The following is a 19,754-nucleotide window of genomic DNA, read 5'->3' on the forward strand; positions in this document are numbered from 1 at the left end:
GACGGGAACCAACAGACATTGCCACTTCAGCCTTTCCTGTTCTCCCATGTCCGGTCTCAATCTCGCCCAGCTCCAAGCCGTGCACTACACCGAAGGCCCCTGCCTGGTGCTCGCCGGGGCGGGTTCGGGCAAGACGCGCGTGATCACGCACAAGATCGCGCGCCTGATCGAGACGGGCCTGCAGCCGCGGCGCATCGCCGCCATCACCTTCACCAACAAGGCCGCGGCCGAGATGCGTGAGCGCGCCGCCGGGCTCATAGGCCGCCAGGCCAAGGACGTGCTGGTCTGCACCTTCCACGCGCTGGGCGTGCGCATGGTGCGCGAGGACGGCCATGTGCTGGGCCTGAAGCCGTCTTTCAGCATCCTGGACCAGGACGACGTGACAGGCATCCTCAAGGACTGCGCGGGCGGCACCGCCGACGTGGCCACGGCACGCCAATGGCAGTGGACGATCAGCAACTGGAAGAATCAGGGCTGGGACGCGCGCCGTGCGCTGGCCATGGCCCAGGACGACCACGAGCGCAGCATCGCCCTCATCATGCAGCGCTACGAGGAGCGCCTCACGGCCTACCAGAGCGTGGACTTCGACGACCTGATCGGCATGCCCATGCGCCTGCTGCGCGGCCACGCCGAGGTGCGTGAAAAATGGCAGCGCCTCCTGGGCCATGTGCTCGTCGACGAATACCAGGACACCAATGCCACGCAGTACGAGCTCTTGAAGCTGCTCGTGGGCGAGCGCGCGCGCTTCACGGCCGTGGGCGATGACGACCAGAGCATCTACGGCTGGCGCGGCGCGACACTGGACAACCTGAAGAAGCTGCCGGTGGACTTCCCCGCGCTCAAGGTCATCAAGCTCGAGCAGAACTACCGCTCCACCTCGGCCATTCTGCGCGCGGCCAACAACGTCATCGGCCCCAATCCCAAGCTGTTTCCCAAGACCTTGTTCAGCGAACTCGGCGAGGGCGAGCCCGTGCGCGTGGTGGATTGCGACAACGAGGAGCACGAGGCCGAGCGCGCCGTGGCCCGCATCCAGGGCCTGCGCGCCGGCTCCAACCCGCCGCCGGCGTGGAAGAACTTCGCCATCCTCTACCGCGCCAACCATCAGGCCAAGCCGTTCGAGAAAGCCCTTCGCCGCGCCAACATCCCGTACAAGGTCTCGGGCGGCACGAGTTTCTTCGACCGCGCCGAAATCAAGGATCTGTGCGCCTGGTTTCGCCTGTGGATCAACAACGACGACGACCCGGCCTTTCTGCGCGCCATCACCAGCCCGCGCCGCGGCGTGGGCCACACCACGCTGGGGGCGCTGGGCGAGTTCGCCACCCAGCACAAGCAAAGCATGTTCGGCGCGCTGTTCAACGCCATGCTGCCGGCCGTGATACCGAAGCGTGGCATGGACGGGCTGCACGAGTTCGGCCGCCTCATCAACGACCTGGAGCACCGTGCGCGCCACACCCATGGGGCCGAGGACGCGCGCGCCTTCCTCGCCGACTGGCTCAAGGAAATCGGCTACGAGCAGCACATCTACGACAGCGAGGACAGCGAGAAGGTCGCCGCCGCGCGCTGGAGCAATGTGCTGGAGTTCTGCGACTGGATGGCCCAGCGCGCGGGCGGCCAGATCGACGACACGGCCGCCACCACGATGACGCCGACCAAGAGCCTGCTCGAGGTCGCGCAGACCATCGCCCTGCTGTCCACTATTCAAGAGCGCGAGCAGGAACAGGACATGGTGGTGCTGTCCACGCTGCACGCCAGCAAGGGCCTGGAATGGCCGCATGTGGTGCTGGTCGGCGTGACCGAGGGCATGCTGCCCTTCAAGCTCGACGACGACGAGGGCCGCCAGCAAAAGGTGACGGACGACATCGCCGCACGCCTGCAGGAGGAGCGCCGCCTGATGTACGTGGGCATCACGCGCGCCCAGCGCACGCTGGCCGTGAGCTGGACCAAGAAGCGCAAGAAGGGCCGCGAGATGGTGGCCTGCCAGCCGAGCCGCTTCATCGCCGAGATGAAGCTCGACGCCGCCACCAGCCGCGAAGACCCGCGCGAAAAACTGCGCAAGCTGCGCGCCGAATTTGCCGCCAAGGCCCAGGCCGCGCCCGCGGCCAATCCCTGAAACATGTTTAGAACTTCTATTTTGATAGCTGTCAGCGCTTGCCTGATAAGTGCCTGCGCCCAAAATCATTCAAAATCCGCGCGCCCCACCTGCCCCACGGCGACGCAGATGGAGCAGCCCGAGCTCATAGGCCGCTGGCAGGCCGACATGCCCGGCCAGAGCGGCCCCATCGTGCTCGAGCTCGCGCCCCATCCCGAGTGGGACGGCACGGTCAAGGGCCGCATCCTGCGCCCGGGCTACAGCGCCATCGTGGTCGGCGACGTACACCAGGGCCAGCTGACCATGGAGGAGTCGCGCGACGGCACGCACGTCAGCGGCAACTGGTTCGGCGACGTCGTCGAGGGCAGCTGCGCGCGCGAGATCCGCGGCGAATGGACCGACGAGGCCGACCGCCCGTTTGCCTTCACGCTGCGCAAGCTCGACCGACCATGAGGCGCGCACTCATCCCCACCCTGCTGGGCGCCACCATGGCGCTGCCCGCCCTGGCGCAGGAGCCCGCGGCGCATGGCGACGCCGGCTGGCGCCAATGCAGCGCCCTTGCCGACGGCCAGGCGCGGCTCGCGTGCTTCGACCAATGGGCGGGCCGCCAGGCATGGCAGGCCCCCGCGGCCTCGGCCCAGGATCACCCGCCGAGCGCCAGCCCCGCGGCACCCGTGCAGCTGGCCACCCAGGCCGCGCCGCCCGTGCCCCCGGAAGACGAGGGCGAGGGCTGCCGTGGCACGGCCCACACCACCATGTCGCGTTTCTGGGAGCTGGAGTCGGGCACCGACTGCGGCACGCTGCGCTTTCGCGGCTACCGGCCCATGAGCGTGTCCGTGGTCCATGGCAGCAGCGTGAACCGGCAGCCCCGCTCGTCCAACCCGATCAACAACGCCAGCAGCACGGTGGACTACCGCAGGACCGAGATGCGCGTGCAGCTGTCGGTGCGCACCAAGCTCGCCAAGGGCCTGCTGCCGCACCCGGATCCCGAGGCGCGCGACTCGCTCTGGTTCGGCTACACCCAGCAGTCCTACTGGCAGCTGTTCAGCCCCGGGATCTCGCGCCCGTTTCGCACCACCGACCACGAGCCCGAGATCGTCTACGTCTACCCCACCACGGCCAACCTGCCCTGGGGCTGGCGCTGGCGCTACAGCGGCCTGGGCCTGGTGCACCAGTCCAATGGCCAGAGCCTGCCGCTGTCGCGCAGCTGGAACCGCGTCTACCTGATGACCGGCATCGAGCAGGGCGACCGCTGGCGCCTCTCGGGCCGCATCTGGAAGCGCATCCCCGAGGGCGCCGCCGACGACGACAACCCCGGCATCAGCGGCTACATCGGCCGCGCCGAGCTGTCCCTGGCCTGGAACCCCAACCCCGACAACACCCTGTCGCTGACGGCACGCCACTCGCTGGGCTCGGTGGCGCGCGGCTCGGTGCGCCTGGAATGGCTGCAGACCCTGGGCAGCAGCCTGCTGGGCAAACCAAGCAACCTGCGCCTGCACACGCAGCTGTTCTCGGGCTATGGCGACAGCCTGGTGGACTACAACCGCCGCCGCACCATGTTCAGCGTGGGCGTGAGCCTGGTGGACTTCTGAGCCTCCCGGCCCCGCGTGCGGGCCGGGCCCCCAAAATGCTCGACATGTCATTGGCGCGCCCCCTGGCGAGCCCGATGAGCATGCCCATGACGCCGCTGTGGGACAGGAAGTCGGTGAACAATCGCCCCCCTCGGCCCGGGCCACTTACGCCGCCCACGCTCCCTGTTGATGCGCTCGTCGGACGTCCTCCGGTGTCCGGTGACTGTTTTTCTACCCCAGGAGTTTTCTACGTGCTGACCGATCGCCAACGCGCCATTGTCCAATCCACCGTTCCCCTGCTGGAGACTGGAGGCGAGGCACTGATCAACCATTTCTACAAGACCATGCTGGGCGAGTACCCCGAGGTGCGCCCGCTCTTCAACTCCGCGCACCAGCAAAGCGGCGCCCAGCCACGCGCGCTGGCCCACAGCGTGCTGATGTACGCCAAGCACATCGACCGCCTGGAGGCCCTGGGCAACCTGCCCGCGCAGATCGTGAACAAGCATGTCGCGCTGCAGGTGCTGCCCGAGCATTACCCCATCGTGGGCACCTGTCTGCTGCGCGCGATCCGCGAGGTGCTGGGCGCCGAGGTGGCCACCGACGAGGTCATCGATGCCTGGGGTGCGGCCTACCAGCAACTGGCCGACATCCTGATCGCCGCCGAGGCGCGGGCCTATGACAGCAATGCCGCGGCCGAGGGCGGCTGGCGCGGCGAGCGCAGCTTCGTGGTCGAGAAGAAGGTGGAGGAAAGCTCCGAGATCACCTCGCTCTATCTGGTGCCCGCCGATGGCGGCGCCGTGGTGAGACACCAGCCGGGCCAATACATCGGCCTGCGGCTGTACATCGACGGCCAGGAGCAGCGCCGCAACTACTCGCTGTCGGCCCCGGCCAACGGCAAGAGCCTGCGCATCAGCGTCAAGCGCGAGCCCGGCGGGAAGGCCTCGAACTATCTGCACGACCAGGTCCATGTGGGCGACCGGCTGCAGGTCTTTCCGCCGGCCGGCCACTTCACGCTCAAGGAAGGCGACCGGCCGGTGGTGCTGATCAGCGGCGGCGTGGGCATCACCCCCACCCTGCCCATGCTGGCCGCGGCCCTGCCCAGCGAGCGTCCGGTGGTGTTCATCCACTGCGCGCGCGAGCGTGCGGTGCACGCCTTCCGCGAGCGCATCGACCAGCTCGCCGAACAGCACCCGCAGCTCACGCGCTACTACTGCTATGACCGCGCCGAATCAGGAGACGACGTGGACGCCGAGGGTTATCTCACCACACAGCGCCTGGGCGAATGGCTACCCACGTCACGCGACGCCGATGTGTACTTCCTGGGCCCGCGCCCCTTCATGCGCTCGGTCAAGCAGTCGCTCAAGGCCCTGGGCGTTCCCGACAGCCAGGTGCACTACGAGTTCTTCGGCCCCGCCGAGGCGCTGGCCTGAGCATTCAAGAAGCTCTGCGCCCCGCGGCGCCGACATCAGAGTCGATTTGGCCCCGGTTTTGCTCGGTTCTCAGCGCTTTGCGCGCGGGCCCTTCCCGCCACAATGCCGGCGAAGGAGGAGACCATGGACCTGCGTTACGAGCTCAAGGCCGGCAGCTACTGCCTGTACGACATGCGCGAGGCGCCCAGCACCGTCACGGGTGAGCGCCGCTGCAGGCTCAGGACCGAGAGCGTGGCCATTGCCTTCGACCGGCGCACGGGCCAGATGCACCAGCATGGCAGCCCCGCGCGCATCCAGTCCTGGGCGGCGCACCAGCGCCGGCGCCTGCGCGCCGCGGGCGCGCTCGAGGAGGCCAACGGCATCGTCGTCGTCTCGGGCCCGCTGCCCGTGGACGAGCTCAACAAATGCCTGTGGATCAGCGGCTACTGCGCACGCCTGTTCGCGCGCCTGGCCAGCCTGCCGCACGGCAAGCTGCAGCGCGGCGCGGAGCAATGGAGAAAAGCGGCCTGAAGGACTCCACCGCCTTCACCACCGTGGCTGCCCGCTTTCGCGGGATTGACCATTCGAGGCGTCACGCCGCCTCATCCTCGTCTTCACCCTCGTCGTCCTCATCGGGCAGCTCCTGCGGCTCGGCGTGCTTGACCACGGTGACGGGCACCGGGCTGTGGTGTACCAGGTCCTGCGACACCGAGCCCAGCCAGGCGCCGCGCAGCCCGCCCATGCCGCGCGCGCCGACGATGAGCGCATCGCAGCCGCAGCGCTCCACCATGTCCACCAGCGTGGCGGCCGGCGAGCCCAGGCCGATCTCGGTCTCGTAGGGCACGCCCGCGGCCTCGACCAGCGCCACGGCGGAGGCGAGCAGGTCCTGCCCGGCCTCGACGCTGGCGGCGGCCACCATGTCGGCGCCGCGCGTGGCCAGCTCCATGAAGCTGGCCTCCTCCTGCACATGGCCCAGCACCAGCGTGGCCTGCAGGCCGCCGCGGCGCATCAGCATCAGGGCGTGGCGCACGGCATCGAGCGCCAGTTCGGAGCCGTCGACGGCAATCATGATTCTCAGCATGGCGATCCTCTCCTTGGGGACTTCAATGCGTTCAGTGTAGGCCAGCGCCCACCCTGCGGGGTCTGGGAAAATGCCGCCCATGCTGCAATTCGACCTGCTGAAAACCGATCCCTCGAGCCACGCCCGCCGCGGCCGCCTCACGCTCAACCACGGCGTCGTGCAAACCCCCATCTTCATGCCCGTGGGCACCTACGGCACCGTCAAGGGCGTGATGCCGCAAAGCCTCACCGACATGGGCGCGCAAATCATCCTGGGCAACACCTTCCACCTCTGGATGCGCCCGGGCCTGGACATCATGCAGAGCTTTGGCGGCCTGCATGGCTTCGAGCAGTGGCACAAGCCCATCCTGACCGACTCAGGCGGCTTTCAGGTCTGGAGCCTGGGCCCGATGCGCAAAATCACCGAGGAGGGCGTGCACTTCGCCAGCCCCGTCAACGGCGACAAGCTGTTCATGTCGCCCGAGGTCAGCATGCAGATCCAGACGATTCTGAACTCCGACATCGTCATGCAGCTCGACGAATGCACGCCGTATGAGACCAACGGCCACAAGACCACCGAGCACGAGGCGCGCAAGAGCATGGAGATGAGCCGGCGCTGGGCCGTGCGCTCCAAGGCCGAGTTCGAGCGCCTCTCCAATCCCAATGCGCTGTTCGGGATCGTGCAGGGCGGCATGTTCGAGCACCTGCGCCAGGAGTCGCTCGAGGCCCTGGTGGAGATGGACTTTCCCGGCTACGCCATCGGCGGCGTCAGCGTGGGCGAGCCCAAGGACGAGATGCTGCAAATCATGGCGCACACGCCGCACCGCCTGCCCGCGCACAAGCCGCGCTACCTCATGGGCGTGGGCACGCCCGAGGATCTGGTCGAGGGCGTGGCCTGCGGCGTGGACATGTTCGACTGCGTCATGCCCACGCGCAATGCGAGGAACGGCACGCTGTTCACGCGCTACGGCGACCTCAAGATCAGGAACGCGCGCCACAAGAGTGACCACCAGCCGCTCGACCCCAGCTGCACCTGCCACGCCTGCGCGGGCAAGGACGGCGTGGCCTGGCAGGACGGCGGCCGCGGCGGCTTCTCGCGCGCCTATCTGCACCACCTGGACCGCTGTGGCGAGATGCTCGGCCCCATGCTCACCACCATCCACAACCTGCACTATTACCTGAACCTGATGCAGGAGATCCGCGACGCGCTCGACGCCGGGCGCTTTGCCGAGTTCCGCGCCCGCTTCAAGGCGGACAGGGCACGCGGGGTGTAGCCGAAAGCGCCCCAATTGCGCAAAATGCGCGGTTTGATCTGACGCCACCTCTTGCATCCCGGCCGGCGCTCGCCTGGATGCCCCTGCTGCCGACGGACCATGCCTCCCCCTCTCCCACCCGCCATCGAGACCCGCCGCCCCTGCATGCGCCGCCAGGGCCGGGCGTGGCCGCCTGTGGAGCGCTGATGCCGGAACGCACAGCCCCCGCCCTTGCAGCGCCGCCCGCCACGCAGTCGCTGTGGCGCGCGCAGCTGCTGCTCGCGGGCTGTGTCTTTCTGGCCAGTCTGGTGGGGATCTTCAGCCGCCCCATCAACTACCTGTCGGCCTTCTGGCCGGCCAACGCCATCCTGCTGGGGTTGCTGCTGCGCCACCCGCGCTGGGCGGCAGCGCCCGGCACCTGGCTCTGGTCGCTCGCGGCCTTTGTGGCGGCCGACATGATCACCGGCACCTCATGGCAGAAGGCCCTGGCGCTCAACCTGGGCAACCTGGCGGGCGTGCTGGCGGGCTGGCTCTACCTGTCGCGCCTGCCCGAGGCGGTCGTGCATCTGCGCCACCAGCGTTCGGTGCTGCACCTGCTCGCGGGCTGCACCGTAGCCGCAACGGGGTGCGCGCTGGTCGGCGGGCCCGCGGGCAGCCATTTCCTGAATATCTCGCTGGTCGAGTCCGCGGCCATGTGGATGTTCTCGGAGTTCTTCAACTTCATCCTGGTCACGCCCGTGCTGCTGGCCGCCCCGCGGGGCTGGCCCTGGCAATGGCGTCTGCAGGACGCCATGCTGCCGCTGCGCGGGCGCCCCAGACCACCGCTGATGCCGCTGCTGGCGCTGCTGGTGTCGGAGGTCGTGACGGTGCTGGTGGGCGGGCCGGGCTCGCTGGGCTTCGTCATGCCGGCCCTGGTCTGGTGCGCCATGGCCTATGGGGTGTTTCCCATCACGGTGCTGAACCTGCTGCTCTATGGCTGGAAGACGGCCTTCGCGGCGCTGGGCGCGCTCTCGTTCACGCACAACCACCTGTGGGAGGTGGTGTCGCTGCGCATGGGCATGGGGCTGCTGTCGGTGGCGCCGCTGGCGGTGGCCTGCGCCTACGCGCTGCGGCTGCAGGCGCTGGAAAAGCTCAACCACGCCGTCAATCACGATTTCCTCACGGGCACGCTGGGGCGCCGTGCGCTCATGGAGCGCGGCGACCGCATGCTGGAGCGGCTGCGTGAGGAAGGCGCGAGCGTCGCCGTCCTGATGCTCGATCTGGACCATTTCAAGCAGATCAACGACCGCCATGGCCACGCCCAGGGCGACGCGGTGCTGCAGCAATTCGCCGCCATGGCCCAGCAGCATCTGCGCCCGCAGGATCTGTTCGGTCGACTGGGGGGCGAGGAGTTCGCCGTGTTCCTGCCCCATCTTTCCCACGCCCAGGCGCTGGCCGTGGGCGAACGCCTGCGCGAGCAGCTCAAGGCCGAGCGCTTTGCCCTGCCCGAGGGGGGCGCGTTGCAGGTCACGCTCAGCGCCGGCCTGTACCAGGTGCGGCGCGTCGGCGCGGAGGACAGCCTCGAGCGGCTGCTGTCGCGGGCCGACAAGGCGCTGTACGGCGCCAAGGCCGCAGGGCGCGACCAGGTGCGCCCCTATGTGGACATGCGGGAGGCCGCGCCCGTCTGAGGCCGCGGCTCTGCCGGCCCGCCATGGCCTGCGTCCTTGGCCGCGTCCTCCTGCGCCGCGCCGCAGCGAAAGCAAAACCGCGTGAAGGCGCTCTTGCGCGCGCCGCAGCTGCCGCAGGCCACATGCAGGCCTATGCCGCAATGCGGGCAGAAGTCCGTCGCCCCGTCCTTCAGGTCCACGGGCCGCTCGCAGCCCGGGCACACGCCCTTGGCCAGGCGCGCCAGCGCCACGTCGTAGCCGAGCTCCTTGCGCCGCTCGCGCTCGGGCAGGGCCTCGGCCTGCTTCTGGCGCTCCAGGTAACGGTTGAGCGCCACGATGGCGTAGCGCCCCACGAGCGCCGTGAGCGCGATGCCGACGATGTAGCGCACATAGCCGCCGTAGCTCGGCAGGTAGGGCACGAGCTCGACGAAGAAGGCAAACAGCGCGAAGAAGATGAAGCCCCAGACGAAGGGCCAGTACATGCCCTTGCGCTTCTTCACGAACAGCCAGCCGGCCACGATCAGCAGCGGCAGCGTGAGCGCCAGGCGGTAGAGAAACACGCGCAGCTCCACGCGATGGCGCTCGGCGGTGAGCCGTTCCCGGCCCGCGCGCTCCATCTCGCCCAGGCGCTGGCGCGCGGCCTGGGCGCTCTGGCGCGCGTCGAGCTGCGCCTGCTGCTCGGCCTGCACGGCCTGCTGGGCCTTGTGCTCGGCGGCCTTGAGAGCGTCGAGCGCGCGCGTGCGCGCGATCACCTCGGGGTCATGCTCGGCGCGCTGCGTGGCGCTGCGCGCGGCCAGCCAGTTGGCATAGCCCTCGCGCTCGGCCTGGGTGTCGCTGCGTGCCTTGGCATGCTGCAGCCGCGCCTGCTCCAGCGCCGCCTGGGCGGCCTGCTCGGCCTCGCCCGCGTCCCGGACCTGCTGGCGCAGCCGCTCGGCCGCCGGCTTGTCGAGGAAGTCGTCGAGCTGCAGGGGCCGCTCCACCCGCGGCAGGTCGCCCACGATGGTGCCGCCCAGCCCGATCAGAAAGCTGGCGAACACCAGCGCCACCAGCCACAGGCCGCGGCGAAACCATTTTTCCGACAGACGCAATGCCTTGCTCATAGTGCCTTCCCACTTGATAACTACTGAATTGATAGCTGCCTGCGCACTATACATAAGCGCCAGAGCCCATTTTTATCTAAATATCTGCATGACACCCGGGCGCCGCGCGCACAATGGCCGTCATGAGCACGGAACCCACCCCCACCATCCCCTGGGAGCGCATCGTCGCCGACGTGGCCGACGCGCTGATCTACGCCGACCGCGACGGCATCATCCGGGCCTGGAACCCGGCCGCCGCGGCGCTGTTCGGCTTTGGCGCCGACGAGGCGCTGGGCCAGAGCCTGGACCTGATCATCCCCGAGCACCTGCGCGAGGCCCATTGGCGCGGCTACGACCGGGCGCTGGCGCGCGGCCACTGCGGCCGCGAGGTGCGCACCACGCGCGGCAGGCACAAGGACGGGCGCAAGCTCTACGTGGACATGAGCTTTTGCGTGGTCACCGACGGTGCCGGCCAGACGCTGGGCTCGGCCGCCATGGCGCGCGACGTGACCGAGCGCTACCTGGCCGAGCTCGCGCGGCGCAAGGCGGGCGGGTAAGTCCTGCACGCCGCGGCCCCTACTGCACCAGCCGCTGCGGCGCGCCGGCCAGGCGCGCGGCCTGCAGCCAGGCCAGGGCCGAATCGACGGTGACGGTCTCGATGCGGTCGGCAAAGCGCTTCTCGTTCGGGTGGTCGTCGAAGGCCACGTTCGCCGCCGTCATGCGCCCGCCCAGCCGCGTGAGCGGCCCGATGCGCAGCGCCGAGGGCGCATAGCCCTTGAAGCGCAGCCAGGCCTGGGCCTGCGCGCGCGTGCGCACGGTCTCGGGCTCCATGGCCGCGGCCAGCGTCTCCAGCGCCCATTGGTTGGACTGCTGGTAGCGCAGCCCCCAGGCGTAGCTGACCATGCTGTAGGGCGCATGCTGCAGCAGCGTGGTGCGTGCGCCGTCCTGCAACAGGGCCAGCAGGCGCTGCTGCACCTCGGGCGTGGGCACGGCCCAGACGGCCTCGTAGCGCCACAGGTCGTCGAGAAAGAACTCCCCCAGGCCCTGGCGGTAGAGGTGGCCGCTGGCCGTGCCGCAGTCGTTGAGCTTGTGCGCCACGCGCCACAGGCCATCGTCCGTCCTGTAGGCCCAGCCCAGGTGCGAATAGCGCAGGCCGTAGGCCGACAGGTCCTGCCCGGCGCGCGCGAGCAGCACCACGCGCGCGCCGCTGGCGTCGAGCGCGCGGGCCGTGCCGCTCGCAAGCTGCATGCCGCGCTCTATGGTTTGCACGCTGGGCTTGCGCTGCTCGCACGAGCGCCCCGCCTGCGCCGCCCCGGCCGCCAGCAGCATGGCGGCGACCCAGATCACACGATGCACGGTACGCATGGTCACAGCCTTTCGTTGTAGAGCAGCGCCCGGCCCAGGGCATTGGGCACAAAGGCCAGCACCTCGCCCGCGGCCGACAGGATGACGCCCGTGCCTATCACGCTGCAGGCGACCACCGTGCCCACGCCGTGGACGGCGGATGTGGCGGCGCGGCCCGATACCTCGACACTCACGCGCGCCCCGTCCGATGCGCGCTCGAGCACATACACGGTGGCGTTGGCCGACACCTCAACGGCCTGCACCGTGAGCACGGCGCCGGCCACCGACAGCGCCGCGGGCAGCACCACCGCCGCTCCGGCTGCCGCCGAGGCCGCCCCGGTGGACGCGACCACCGAGGCCACGGGCATCAGCGACAGCGCGGCCGAGGCCTCGCTCTGCGCCCTGGCGGGCAGGCCCCAGGCCAGGCCGCAGGCCAGGGCCGCGGCCATCAGGGTCTTGCGCAAGTCATGCAGGGTCATGATCGTCTCCTTGTGGACTGTGGATGGGCTCAGGCGTCGCGGTCGCTGTCTCGGGCGGCTTCGCGGGCAGCCTCGCGGCGGCCCGCGAGGCGCGCCTCGAACAGGTCGGCCTCATGGCGGTCGCGCAGCATCTTGGCCAGGGTGAAGGCGCTGGTGATGAGGTAGAGCCAGCTCACGCCCAGAAAGGCCTTGTAGGTCGGGTTGATGGCCATGCCCCACAGGCCCCAGCCGGTCAGGCCCATGGCCGTGGCAAAGCCGCCCCAGACCACGAGCTTCCACAGCGGCGTGTCGCCGGCGCCGCGGGCCGCGCCGCCCTGGTTGTCGCGCACGAACTTGGCCAGCGCAAAGGCCGTGGACAGGCAGAACACATAGCCCATGAACATGAAGGCCCGCGCCAGCGGCTCGCCCGGCAGCCAGGCCAGGCCGACGGCGCACAGCACGAGGGCAATGCCGAACGAGGCCCAGACCTGGAGCTGCCAGGCGCGGGTGTCACGTGGGGGGATGGAGGAGAGGTTTTGCATGGCAGCGGCACTCAGTGGGTTGAACATGGGCGCCATGGTGCCGCGCAGGCCGGCCGAAGCCGGCTGATTTTTGCACTTGATCTATGAATTCATGCCATCAGTATCGTTTGAAGATACTTCTCACCCGGCCATGGCCATGCCATCAACCCAGAGCCATCAACCCAGCTCCAGCAGAGCCGCCACGCGCTCGCGCAGCGCATGGGGCTGCACGCTGGCCGCGGCCAGGGGCTCGCCCACGTTCAGCCCCACGCGATTCCAGAACCCGCGCCTGAACGGCCGCACCATGGCCCCGCCCTGCTCTATGCGGCTGAAGAACGAGCCCCAGAGATGGGTCAGCGCCATGGGCACCACGGGCGCATCCACGCCATCGGCGCGCGCGCGCTCGATGATCTTCATGATGCCGCCCTTGAACTCCTGCAGCTGCCCGTCGCGCGTGATGCCGCCCTCGGGGAAGATGGCGAGCAGGTCGCCCTCGCGCAGCACCTGGGCGGCGCGCTCGAACGCGGCCTCGTAGGTCGCGGGGTCTTCCTTCTGCGGCGCCACGGGTATGGCCTTGGCCAGCCTGAAGATCGCCCCCAGCACCGGGATGCGGAAGATGCGGTGGTCCATGAGGAAGTAGATGGGCCGGGGGCTCGCGGCCATGAGCAGCACGGCGTCGATGAAGCTCACATGGTTGCAGGCCAGGATGGCCGCGCCCTGCGTTGGCAGATGCTCGTCGCCGCGCACCCTGAAGCGGTAGATGCAGCGCGACAGCACCCACGAGAAGAAGCGCAGCAGGTATTCGGGCACCAGCATGAAGATGTAGAAGGCCACGATGGCGTTGGCAATGGCCGTGAACAGGAACACCTGCGGCACAGTGAAACCCGCCGACAGCAGCGCGCCGGCCAGCACGGCGCTGGCGATCATGAACAGCGCATTCAGTATGTTGTTGGCGGCGATGATGCGCGCGCGGTGCGTGCTCTGGCTGCGCATCTGGATCAGCGCGTACATGGGCACGCTGTACAGGCCCGCAAACAGCGAGAGCAGCAGCAAGTCCAGCATCACGCGCCAATGCGCGCCCTGGGCCAGGAACGCGGCCAGGCCCATGGTGGGCCGCGCCGGCAGGCCGCGCGAGGCGAAGTACAGGTCGATGGCAAACACGCTCATGCCGATGGCGCCCAGCGGCACCAGGCCTATCTCCACATGGCGGCGCGAGAGCACCTCGCACAGCAGCGAGCCCACGCCTATGCCCACCGAGAACACCACGAGCAGCAGCGAGGCCACCTGCTCGTCACCATGCAGCACCTCCTTGGCAAAGCTCGGGAACTGGGAGAGGAACACCGCGCCGAAGAACCACATCCAGCTGATGCCCAGCAGCGAGCGGAAGACCACGATGTTCTCGTGCGCCAACTTGAGGTTGCGCCAGGTCTCGCTCACCGGGTTCCAGTTGATGGTGAGGCCCGGGTCGGTGGCGGGCGCGCGCGGGATGAACTGCGCCACCAGCCGCCCGGCCAGCGCCAGCGCCAGACAGGCCGCGGCCACGGCGCCATGGCCCACGTCCGGCAGCGCGACGAGCAGGCCACCGGCCACATTGCCCAGCAGGATGGCGACGAAGGTGCCCATCTCCACCATGCCGTTGCCGCCCGTGAGCTCGCGCTCGTTCAGGGCCTGCGGCAGATAGGCGAACTTGACCGGCCCGAACAGCGTGGAATGCAGCCCCATGAGGAACACGCAGGCCAGCAGCACGGCCGCGCTGCCCGCCATGAAGCCCGCGCCCGCCAGCAGCATGATGGCGATCTCCAGGTTCTTCACGAAGCGGAATGCGCGTCTTCTCGATCTTGTCCGTGATCTGCCCGGCCGTGGCCGAGAACAGCAGGAACGGCAGGATGAACAGCGCGCCAATCACCAGCCCCGCCATGGCCGGCGGCAGCCACGCCACCTGCAGCTGGTAGGTGACCATGACCGTGAAGGCGAACTTGAACAGGTTGTCGTTCGCCGCGCCGGCAAACTGCGTCCAGAAGAACGGGGCGAAGCGGCGCTGGCCGAGCAGCGCAAACTGGTTGGAATGGGTGTCGCTCATGAAGGGCTGCCGGTGTCGAAGTGCAGCGCATTGTGCGCAAAAAGCCCGGACAACGCCGCAGCTTGTGGGACTTTGTGGCTTGAACCACACTCGTGGTATCACCACTTGATACCCACCCCGGCATGAGCACCACCGCAGACCTGATCAAGGCCCTGAAAAAAGAACTCAAGGCCGCCCACATGACCTATGCCGACCTGGCCCAGGCCCTGGGCATGGCCGAATCCAGCGTCAAGCGCATGCTCGCGCGCGGCGACATGCCGCTGTCGCGCATAGACGCCATCTGCCGCGCGCTCCGGCTGGACTTTGCCGACCTCGCGCGGCGCGTGGCCGACAGCCAGCCGCTGCTGGCCGAGCTGAGCCAGGAGCAGGAGCGCGCCGTGGTGGCCGACAAGAAGCTGCTGCTCATGGCCATCTGCGTGCTGAGCCAGTGGACGCTCGAGCAGATCACCGCCGCCTACCGCCTGAGCGAGGCCGAGGCCGTGAAATACCTCGCCCAGCTCGACCGCATCGGCATCATCGAACTGCGCCCGCTCAACCGCTACCGCCTCAAGCTCGCCAAGACCTTTCGCTGGCGCCCGCACGGCCCGGTGATGGAGTTCTTTCGCGAGCACGCGCTGCTCGACTACTTCGGCGGCGGCTTCGACGGCGCCGGCGAGGGCCTGATGCTGGTGCATGGCTCCATCGCCCGCAGCCTGGCGCCCGCGCTGGTCGAGCGCCTGCAGCGCGTGGCCCAGGACTTTGCCCAGCAGCACCTGGCCGACCAGCGCCTGCCCGAGCAGGAGCGCGAAGGCTACACGCTGCTGCTGGCCATGCGCAGCTGGGAATTTGCGGCCTTCGCGCAGATGCGGCGCGCAGGCTGACACCGCACCTTATCGGGGCAGCGCGCATTCGAGCGCGGTCTGCTCGTCGGCCCCCTTGCCGCATGCCAGATGGTTCTGCAGCTCGATGACGCGGTTGCGCGTGAGCTCGGCAAGGCAGTTGTTCAGGTTCATCGCGTGAATGCTGCCGCCCATGGTCCCTGCCGTGGTGAAGGCGCATTCGGCATCGCGAAACTCGATCCACCGGCGCTGCGCCTCGGTCAGGCGCTGGCGCATCTTGTCATCACCCTTGAGCCGGCCCTGCATCTGCTGGTACAGGCGGTTGAGCTCCTGATCGTTGCGCCTGAGCGCGTCGGCCGCGCAGGCCGTCAACTGCGTCTGGGTCTGGGCCTTCTCAAAGCACAGGTCATCGGCCGCACGGGCCTGCGGCGCGACGCCGACAGAAACAAGCATTGCTGCAGCGCAGGCAAACAGGGCTTTCTGCATCATCACTCCTCGGTTGAACCATGTTGACAACGACTCGACCCGGGCGTCGGGCAGGCTCGCGCACATGGCCCGCGCGAGCCGCGGGGCGCGGCCGCGCACCCTCCAATACTATTGTTTGTATAGCTGCAAGCGCTTTATGGACGGGCACTGGATGCCAAAAACACCCCAAAAAAACCGCTCACACGGCAGCCCCGGCGAACACCGTGAGGACGCCGGTGTAGCCGTAGAGGCAATGCCCGGCGATCTCGCCCGAGGCAAAGAAGCCCGCCAGCGGCACGTCGCCCAACGCATTGCGCACGATCTGCAGCTCCGCGCTCGGCCCGCCGAAATGGCGCCCGCTGCGGCCCGAGCAGCTCACGTAGATGGCGCCGCAGATGCGGCGCGCGCCCGGCGCTCTCGCGGCCGCCCGGCCCCCGTCGCCCTGCCCTTGCCGCGTCGGCGGCGCGGACTGTAGCTCCTCCCGGATCTCGGTGCAGATGCGGGTGAGGTCGGCGCGCGCCGCCGCCACATGGCGCTGGCAGAAGGTCAGGTGCATTCCGGCCTCCACGCGCTCGGCCAGGGCCACACCGCCGCGCGACACGTCCAGGCCCACGATGTGGCGCACGCGCGTGTCGGCGTCGAAATGGCCCGTGCGCTTCTGCGCGGGCGTGTCCGCATCCGTCAGGCCCGCGAGCGTGGCCCGCACGCTGCGCAGCGCACGCTGCATGTCGCCACCCAGGCTCACGCTCAGGGTCTGCAGGAGCACGTCGAGCGCCGGCTCGCCATCGAGCCGCAGCACTACATTGCCCTGCGCCTCGGTGATCACGGCCTGCGGCCCAATGGGCTGGCTGTCCTGCGTCACGCGGCTGACCAGATCGACGCCCTCGGCAAAGGCCACGCCCGAGAGCCCGCCCGAGAGCACGCCGCTCGCCCCGCTGGCGCTGCCCGCATGGCGCGCAAAGGCGACGCTGGTGCCGCGGCTGGCCGCCACGCCGCCAAACAGGCTGCCGGTTGCCGTGCGGCCGGCCATCTCCATGAGCAGCTCCGCCAGATCGGGCGTGTGGCCATCGGCATGCACCAGCGCCGTATGGGCGACAAACGGCCTCTGCCCCGCACTCGCCGCCGCAGGCAGCGGCGCCCTGCCGGAGAACACGCGGTAGCGCTCGGGCGGCACATCGCACAGCATGACGGACAGCGCGGGCTCGTCGAAATACTCCACGTTGTTGCCGACGACGCCGACGCCGACCGTGCCGCTCCAGTCGGTCACCGAGGGCAGCTGCTGCGCGAGGAAATGCAGCAGCGCCGCGGCGTCATCGACGTAGTGATCGGTGATGTAGAGCAAGCCCAGCGTGGGCTGGCGCGCGTACTGCTGCCAGGCCATCTGCGCCTGCAGCTGCGCAAGCACCAGCGCCGCGGCCATGCGCCATTGCGGGTGGGTGGCATGGGCGCTGGGAAAGAGCTTCATGGTTCACCCGTGGCCGGCCATTACCGGGGCGCACGCGGCGCGGCGGCCTTCTTCGCGGCACCTGCCGACTTGCGCGGCGCCGATCGCGGCTTGGCCTGCTCCTGCGCCGGCGCTTCGGGCGCGGGCTTGGCCGCGGCCTTCGGCGCCGCCTTGGGGACGGCGGCGCTGGCCTGCTTGGCGACGGCCGCCGCTCCCTGGATGCCCTGCGCCGCCATCTGTGCCGCCATGTCGGTGGCGGTCTTCAACGCGCCGCTGGCCATCTCGCGCGTGGCCTCGAAGGCCGCGCGCTGCGCCGTCGCATCCTTCATGGCGTTGGCGGCCAGCTGCTGGAACTGGTTGGTGAGCGCGCCCCACCACTGCATGGGGTCGACCATGCCCGCGGCTGCGCCCTCGGCCTTGGCCTGAGGCTGTGCCTGGCCGGCATCGGGCGCGGCCGCGGCATCGGGCTGCGCGGCCTTCGCATCCTTGGGTGAGGCCTTGGGCTGCGGCGCATCGGCCGGTGCGGGCGCTGGACTCACGCCGGGCCATGTCTGCGTCTGCGCCTGCGCCTTCGGCTCGGGTGCCTGCCGGGCCGCTGCGCCCATCGCGCCCACCATGTCGCCCATGGCCACGTTCATGCCCTGCAGCGTGGCCAAGGTCATCTTCTGAACCTCGAGCGCCTGCACCGTGGCCGTGAGTGCGCGGGCGTTCTGCTCCAGCCAGAACTGCACGGCCTTGAGCTCCTGGATGCGCTTGTCGAGCTCTTCCACACTCAGGGTCGGCGCGACCCAGCCCGAGAGCGTGGCGGGCATGGCCGGCATGCCGGCCGCGGCGCCCTTGGCAAGGTTTTGCAGGAAGTCAAAGCCCGGGACGAAGCGTCCAAAGCCAAAGGGAGTCGTATCGCTCATGCTCGCACCTCATCGAATGGAAACGGGAAAACAGCCCTTCGCAAGCTTACTGCCAATGCCTGCGCTTGCACATCGACAGGCCCGTGGCGCGCCGCCCGGGCGCGTGTTTTTCTGGTAATCCCCAAGCATCGAGCTCCATTGACCCAGCGACCTGCGCCGGCACACGCTCTAGAATCGCGCAGCCAGCGCCGCTGGCGCGCTTTGATACCTCCAGAAATCCAATCCATCCATCATGGCAACTGCAAAGAAAACCGCCGCTTCCCCCAAGACCGCCGCCGCCAAGCCCGCGGCAGCCAAGAAGGCCGCCGCACCTGCGGCAGCGGCCCTCAAGCCCATCAAGGAGCCCTTCACCAAGACGGCGCTGATCGCCCACCTGGCCACCCAGGCCGGCGTCGAGCCCAAGGCCGCCAAGGCCGTGCTGGCCGCGCTGGAGACGGCCATCCTGGGCGCGGTGCACAAGAAGGGCTGCGGCGAGTTCACGCTGCCCGGCCTTCTCAAGATCGGCCTGCAGCAGGTCCCCGCGAAGAAGAAGCGCTTCGGCAAGGACCCGTTCACCGGCGAAGAGCGCTGGTTCCCGGCCAAGCCCGCGTCCGTCAAGATCAAGACGCGCGCACTCAAGAAGCTCAAGGACGCAACCGCCTGAGCGCACTCCGGCACCCGCGAAGAAGCAGCCCCCGGGCTGCTTTTTTTCATGGGCCTCAGCTGCTGGCGGGCGACTGCAGGTACAGATCCGCCAGGCGCCTGCGCGCCGCATCGCCCACCCCCAGGCTGCGCTCCAGGTACGACGGCACGCCGCCATGGTCGCGCTCGACGGCCTGCAGCGCCGCCTCCAGAAAGCCCTCCTGCACGGTCCAGATCACGTCCAGCACCTCGTCGGGGGTAGAGCTGCCGACGGCGGCAGGGCGCCGATACAGCCGGTTGGTGAGCAGGTAGTCCTCCATCACGGTCGAGCGCGGCACACCGAGCGCCAGCAGGATCAATGCCGCGGCAAAGCCCGTCCTGTCCTTGCCCGCGGTGCAGTGAAACACGAGCGGCGTGTCCTCGGACAGCAGTTGCTCGAACAGCCCCGCGAACTGCCGCGCATTGTCCGAGACGAAGGCGCGGTAGGTGTCCTGCATCCACTCGACCGCCACCGATGCCGTCATGCGCTGGCCGGCCTGCGCCATCTCCCGGGCCCGCTCGGCCACGACGGGCTCGATGGGAAGCGCCTGGTAGCGCACATGGGGCAGCTCGTAGGCCAGGGCCGCGCTCTCGGCCCGGCCGCGCAGATCCACCGCACGCTGCAGCCCCAGGGAGGCCAGCACATCCCTGTCCCGCGGCGTGAGCGTGGCCAGATGATCGGACCGGAAGATCGTGCGCCAGCGCACCACGCGGCCGTCGGCGGCCCGGTAGCCGCCGAGGTCACGGAAGTTGGAGGCGCCCGTCAGCAAATGCGATCGCGAGAAATCATTCATGGTCACGACTGTAGTGCGTTGCGCGAATCGACATCCGGCCCGCCATCAGCCCGCGCAGGACGCATCCACCAGCGCCTGCGCCAGGCGGGACTGGGTGGCCTGCGCATCGGCCAGGCGCTGGCGCAGCTCGGCGCACAGGGCGCGCAGCTCGGTGAC

General features: G+C 69.2%; 19 protein-coding genes and 1 pseudogene. 10 read left to right on the forward strand and 10 right to left on the reverse strand.

Features of this window, described 5'->3' with window-relative positions; genetic code table 11:
- Positions 1 to 46: 46 nt before the first annotated feature.
- The 5 genes from ABUE11_RS16290 to ABUE11_RS16310 all read left to right on the forward strand — a co-directional run bounded on the left by ABUE11_RS16290 (position 47) and on the right by ABUE11_RS16310 (position 5,600).
- Complete coding sequence (locus tag ABUE11_RS16290) at positions 47 to 2,110, forward strand: UvrD-helicase domain-containing protein (RefSeq protein ID WP_367066427.1); 2,064 nt, start codon at positions 47 to 49, stop codon at positions 2,108 to 2,110.
- A 108-nt stretch (positions 2,111 to 2,218) separates the two neighbouring features.
- Positions 2,219 to 2,542 (forward strand): hypothetical protein, encoded by a 324-nt coding sequence (locus ABUE11_RS16295; RefSeq protein ID WP_367066428.1) that lies wholly within the window; start codon positions 2,219 to 2,221, stop codon positions 2,540 to 2,542.
- Positions 2,539 to 3,681 carry a phospholipase A gene (locus ABUE11_RS16300; protein WP_367066429.1) on the forward strand — a complete coding sequence of 381 codons (1,143 nt, stop codon included), beginning with the start codon at positions 2,539 to 2,541 and terminating at the stop codon, positions 3,679 to 3,681. Before ABUE11_RS16295 ends, ABUE11_RS16300 begins: the two co-directional genes overlap by 4 nt.
- 230 nt (positions 3,682 to 3,911) lie before the next feature.
- Positions 3,912 to 5,090: an NO-inducible flavohemoprotein gene (gene hmpA, locus ABUE11_RS16305; RefSeq protein WP_367066430.1), complete on the forward strand. Its 1,179-nt coding sequence runs from the start codon at positions 3,912 to 3,914 to the stop codon at positions 5,088 to 5,090.
- 123 nt (positions 5,091 to 5,213) lie between these two features.
- Positions 5,214 to 5,600, forward strand: coding sequence for a hypothetical protein (locus ABUE11_RS16310; RefSeq protein WP_367066431.1), 387 nt, complete (start codon positions 5,214 to 5,216; stop codon positions 5,598 to 5,600).
- Positions 5,601 to 5,661: 61 nt separating this feature from the next.
- Here the strand turns inward: ABUE11_RS16310 and ABUE11_RS16315 are convergent, their stop codons facing one another.
- Entirely contained in the window at positions 5,662 to 6,150 is a 489-nt protein-coding gene (locus ABUE11_RS16315) for a universal stress protein (RefSeq protein WP_367066432.1), read from the reverse strand.
- Between the two features lie 79 nt (positions 6,151 to 6,229).
- Here ABUE11_RS16315 and tgt point away from each other — a divergent pair, with 79 nt between their 5' ends.
- Positions 6,230 to 7,402 (forward strand): tRNA guanosine(34) transglycosylase Tgt, encoded by a 1,173-nt coding sequence (tgt, locus tag ABUE11_RS16320; RefSeq protein WP_367066433.1) that lies wholly within the window; start codon positions 6,230 to 6,232, stop codon positions 7,400 to 7,402.
- Positions 7,403 to 7,587: 185 nt separating this feature from the next.
- Positions 7,588 to 9,048 (forward strand): diguanylate cyclase, encoded by a 1,461-nt coding sequence (locus ABUE11_RS16325; protein ID WP_367066434.1) that lies wholly within the window; start codon positions 7,588 to 7,590, stop codon positions 9,046 to 9,048.
- Here ABUE11_RS16325 and ABUE11_RS16330 read toward each other — a convergent pair.
- On the reverse strand, positions 9,015 to 10,127 hold the full coding sequence (locus ABUE11_RS16330) for a zinc ribbon domain-containing protein (RefSeq protein ID WP_367066435.1): 1,113 nt from the start codon (positions 10,125 to 10,127) through the stop codon (positions 9,015 to 9,017). The two genes, ABUE11_RS16325 and ABUE11_RS16330, sit on opposite strands and share 34 nt — an antisense overlap.
- 122 nt (positions 10,128 to 10,249) lie before the next feature.
- On the opposite strand from ABUE11_RS16330, the gene ABUE11_RS16335 reads away from it, so the two are divergent.
- A complete protein-coding gene (locus tag ABUE11_RS16335) occupies positions 10,250 to 10,663 on the forward strand; it encodes a PAS domain S-box protein (RefSeq protein WP_367066437.1) in 414 nt (137 codons plus the stop codon).
- Between the two features lie 19 nt (positions 10,664 to 10,682).
- Here the strand turns inward: ABUE11_RS16335 and ABUE11_RS16340 are convergent, their stop codons facing one another.
- The 4 genes and pseudogenes from ABUE11_RS16340 to ABUE11_RS16355 all read right to left on the reverse strand — a co-directional run bounded on the left by ABUE11_RS16340 (position 10,683) and on the right by ABUE11_RS16355 (position 14,509).
- Entirely contained in the window at positions 10,683 to 11,471 is a 789-nt protein-coding gene (locus ABUE11_RS16340) for a DUF2145 domain-containing protein (RefSeq protein ID WP_367066438.1), read from the reverse strand.
- 2 nt (positions 11,472 to 11,473) lie between these two features.
- On the reverse strand, positions 11,474 to 11,899 hold the full coding sequence (locus tag ABUE11_RS16345; RefSeq protein WP_367068849.1) for a hypothetical protein: 426 nt from the start codon (positions 11,897 to 11,899) through the stop codon (positions 11,474 to 11,476).
- 59 nt (positions 11,900 to 11,958) lie between these two features.
- Positions 11,959 to 12,450: a YiaA/YiaB family inner membrane protein gene (locus ABUE11_RS16350; protein WP_367066440.1), complete on the reverse strand. Its 492-nt coding sequence runs from the start codon at positions 12,448 to 12,450 to the stop codon at positions 11,959 to 11,961.
- A gap of 156 nt (positions 12,451 to 12,606) precedes the next feature.
- Positions 12,607 to 14,509: pseudogene (locus ABUE11_RS16355) on the reverse strand (MFS transporter).
- A 122-nt stretch (positions 14,510 to 14,631) separates the two neighbouring features.
- On the opposite strand from ABUE11_RS16355, the gene ABUE11_RS16360 reads away from it, so the two are divergent.
- Positions 14,632 to 15,369 carry a helix-turn-helix transcriptional regulator gene (locus tag ABUE11_RS16360; RefSeq protein WP_367066442.1) on the forward strand — a complete coding sequence of 246 codons (738 nt, stop codon included), beginning with the start codon at positions 14,632 to 14,634 and terminating at the stop codon, positions 15,367 to 15,369.
- A 9-nt stretch (positions 15,370 to 15,378) separates the two neighbouring features.
- Here the strand turns inward: ABUE11_RS16360 and ABUE11_RS16365 are convergent, their stop codons facing one another.
- From ABUE11_RS16365 to ABUE11_RS16375, 3 genes are all read right to left on the reverse strand, one after another.
- Positions 15,379 to 15,813 (reverse strand): lysozyme inhibitor LprI family protein, encoded by a 435-nt coding sequence (locus ABUE11_RS16365; RefSeq protein WP_367066443.1) that lies wholly within the window; start codon positions 15,811 to 15,813, stop codon positions 15,379 to 15,381.
- A 178-nt stretch (positions 15,814 to 15,991) separates the two neighbouring features.
- Positions 15,992 to 17,257 (reverse strand): FIST N-terminal domain-containing protein, encoded by a 1,266-nt coding sequence (locus ABUE11_RS16370; RefSeq protein WP_367066444.1) that lies wholly within the window; start codon positions 17,255 to 17,257, stop codon positions 15,992 to 15,994.
- Positions 17,258 to 17,277: 20 nt separating this feature from the next.
- Complete coding sequence (locus ABUE11_RS16375; protein ID WP_367066445.1) at positions 17,278 to 18,144, reverse strand: PhaM family polyhydroxyalkanoate granule multifunctional regulatory protein; 867 nt, start codon at positions 18,142 to 18,144, stop codon at positions 17,278 to 17,280.
- Between the two features lie 232 nt (positions 18,145 to 18,376).
- Between ABUE11_RS16375 and ABUE11_RS16380 the strand changes: the two genes are divergently transcribed.
- A complete protein-coding gene (locus ABUE11_RS16380) occupies positions 18,377 to 18,787 on the forward strand; it encodes an HU family DNA-binding protein (protein WP_367066447.1) in 411 nt (136 codons plus the stop codon).
- Positions 18,788 to 18,842: 55 nt separating this feature from the next.
- On the opposite strand, the gene ABUE11_RS16385 is transcribed toward ABUE11_RS16380, so the two are convergent.
- Entirely contained in the window at positions 18,843 to 19,598 is a 756-nt protein-coding gene (locus ABUE11_RS16385; RefSeq protein ID WP_367066449.1) for a tyrosine-protein phosphatase, read from the reverse strand.
- Between the last annotated feature and the right edge of the window lie 156 nt (positions 19,599 to 19,754).

Source organism: Oryzisolibacter sp. LB2S, from assembly GCF_040732315.1.
Taxonomy (GTDB): domain Bacteria; phylum Pseudomonadota; class Gammaproteobacteria; order Burkholderiales; family Burkholderiaceae_C; genus Alicycliphilus; species Alicycliphilus soli.

What these genes read in the sequence shown, in the direction of transcription:
- ABUE11_RS16290 (WP_367066427.1), top strand. Translation starts at nt 47, where the DNA reads ATGTCCGGTCTCAATCTCGCCCAGCTCCAAGCCGTGCACTACACCGAA.
- ABUE11_RS16295 (WP_367066428.1), top strand. Translation starts at nt 2,219, where the DNA reads ATGGAGCAGCCCGAGCTCATAGGCCGCTGGCAGGCCGACATGCCCGGC.
- ABUE11_RS16300 (WP_367066429.1), top strand. Translation starts at nt 2,539, where the DNA reads ATGAGGCGCGCACTCATCCCCACCCTGCTGGGCGCCACCATGGCGCTG.
- ABUE11_RS16310 (WP_367066431.1), top strand. Translation starts at nt 5,214, where the DNA reads ATGGACCTGCGTTACGAGCTCAAGGCCGGCAGCTACTGCCTGTACGAC.
- ABUE11_RS16315 (WP_367066432.1), bottom strand. Translation starts at nt 6,150, where the DNA reads ATGCTGAGAATCATGATTGCCGTCGACGGCTCCGAACTGGCGCTCGAT.
- tgt (WP_367066433.1), top strand. Translation starts at nt 6,230, where the DNA reads ATGCTGCAATTCGACCTGCTGAAAACCGATCCCTCGAGCCACGCCCGC.
- ABUE11_RS16325 (WP_367066434.1), top strand. Translation starts at nt 7,588, where the DNA reads ATGCCGGAACGCACAGCCCCCGCCCTTGCAGCGCCGCCCGCCACGCAG.
- ABUE11_RS16330 (WP_367066435.1), bottom strand. Translation starts at nt 10,127, where the DNA reads ATGAGCAAGGCATTGCGTCTGTCGGAAAAATGGTTTCGCCGCGGCCTG.
- ABUE11_RS16335 (WP_367066437.1), top strand. Translation starts at nt 10,250, where the DNA reads ATGAGCACGGAACCCACCCCCACCATCCCCTGGGAGCGCATCGTCGCC.
- ABUE11_RS16340 (WP_367066438.1), bottom strand. Translation starts at nt 11,471, where the DNA reads ATGCGTACCGTGCATCGTGTGATCTGGGTCGCCGCCATGCTGCTGGCG.
- ABUE11_RS16345 (WP_367068849.1), bottom strand. Translation starts at nt 11,899, where the DNA reads ATGGCCGCGGCCCTGGCCTGCGGCCTGGCCTGGGGCCTGCCCGCCAGG.
- ABUE11_RS16350 (WP_367066440.1), bottom strand. Translation starts at nt 12,450, where the DNA reads ATGCAAAACCTCTCCTCCATCCCCCCACGTGACACCCGCGCCTGGCAG.
- ABUE11_RS16360 (WP_367066442.1), top strand. Translation starts at nt 14,632, where the DNA reads ATGAGCACCACCGCAGACCTGATCAAGGCCCTGAAAAAAGAACTCAAG.
- ABUE11_RS16365 (WP_367066443.1), bottom strand. Translation starts at nt 15,813, where the DNA reads ATGCAGAAAGCCCTGTTTGCCTGCGCTGCAGCAATGCTTGTTTCTGTC.
- ABUE11_RS16370 (WP_367066444.1), bottom strand. Translation starts at nt 17,257, where the DNA reads ATGAAGCTCTTTCCCAGCGCCCATGCCACCCACCCGCAATGGCGCATG.
- ABUE11_RS16375 (WP_367066445.1), bottom strand. Translation starts at nt 18,144, where the DNA reads ATGAGCGATACGACTCCCTTTGGCTTTGGACGCTTCGTCCCGGGCTTT.
- ABUE11_RS16380 (WP_367066447.1), top strand. Translation starts at nt 18,377, where the DNA reads ATGGCAACTGCAAAGAAAACCGCCGCTTCCCCCAAGACCGCCGCCGCC.
- ABUE11_RS16385 (WP_367066449.1), bottom strand. Translation starts at nt 19,598, where the DNA reads ATGAATGATTTCTCGCGATCGCATTTGCTGACGGGCGCCTCCAACTTC.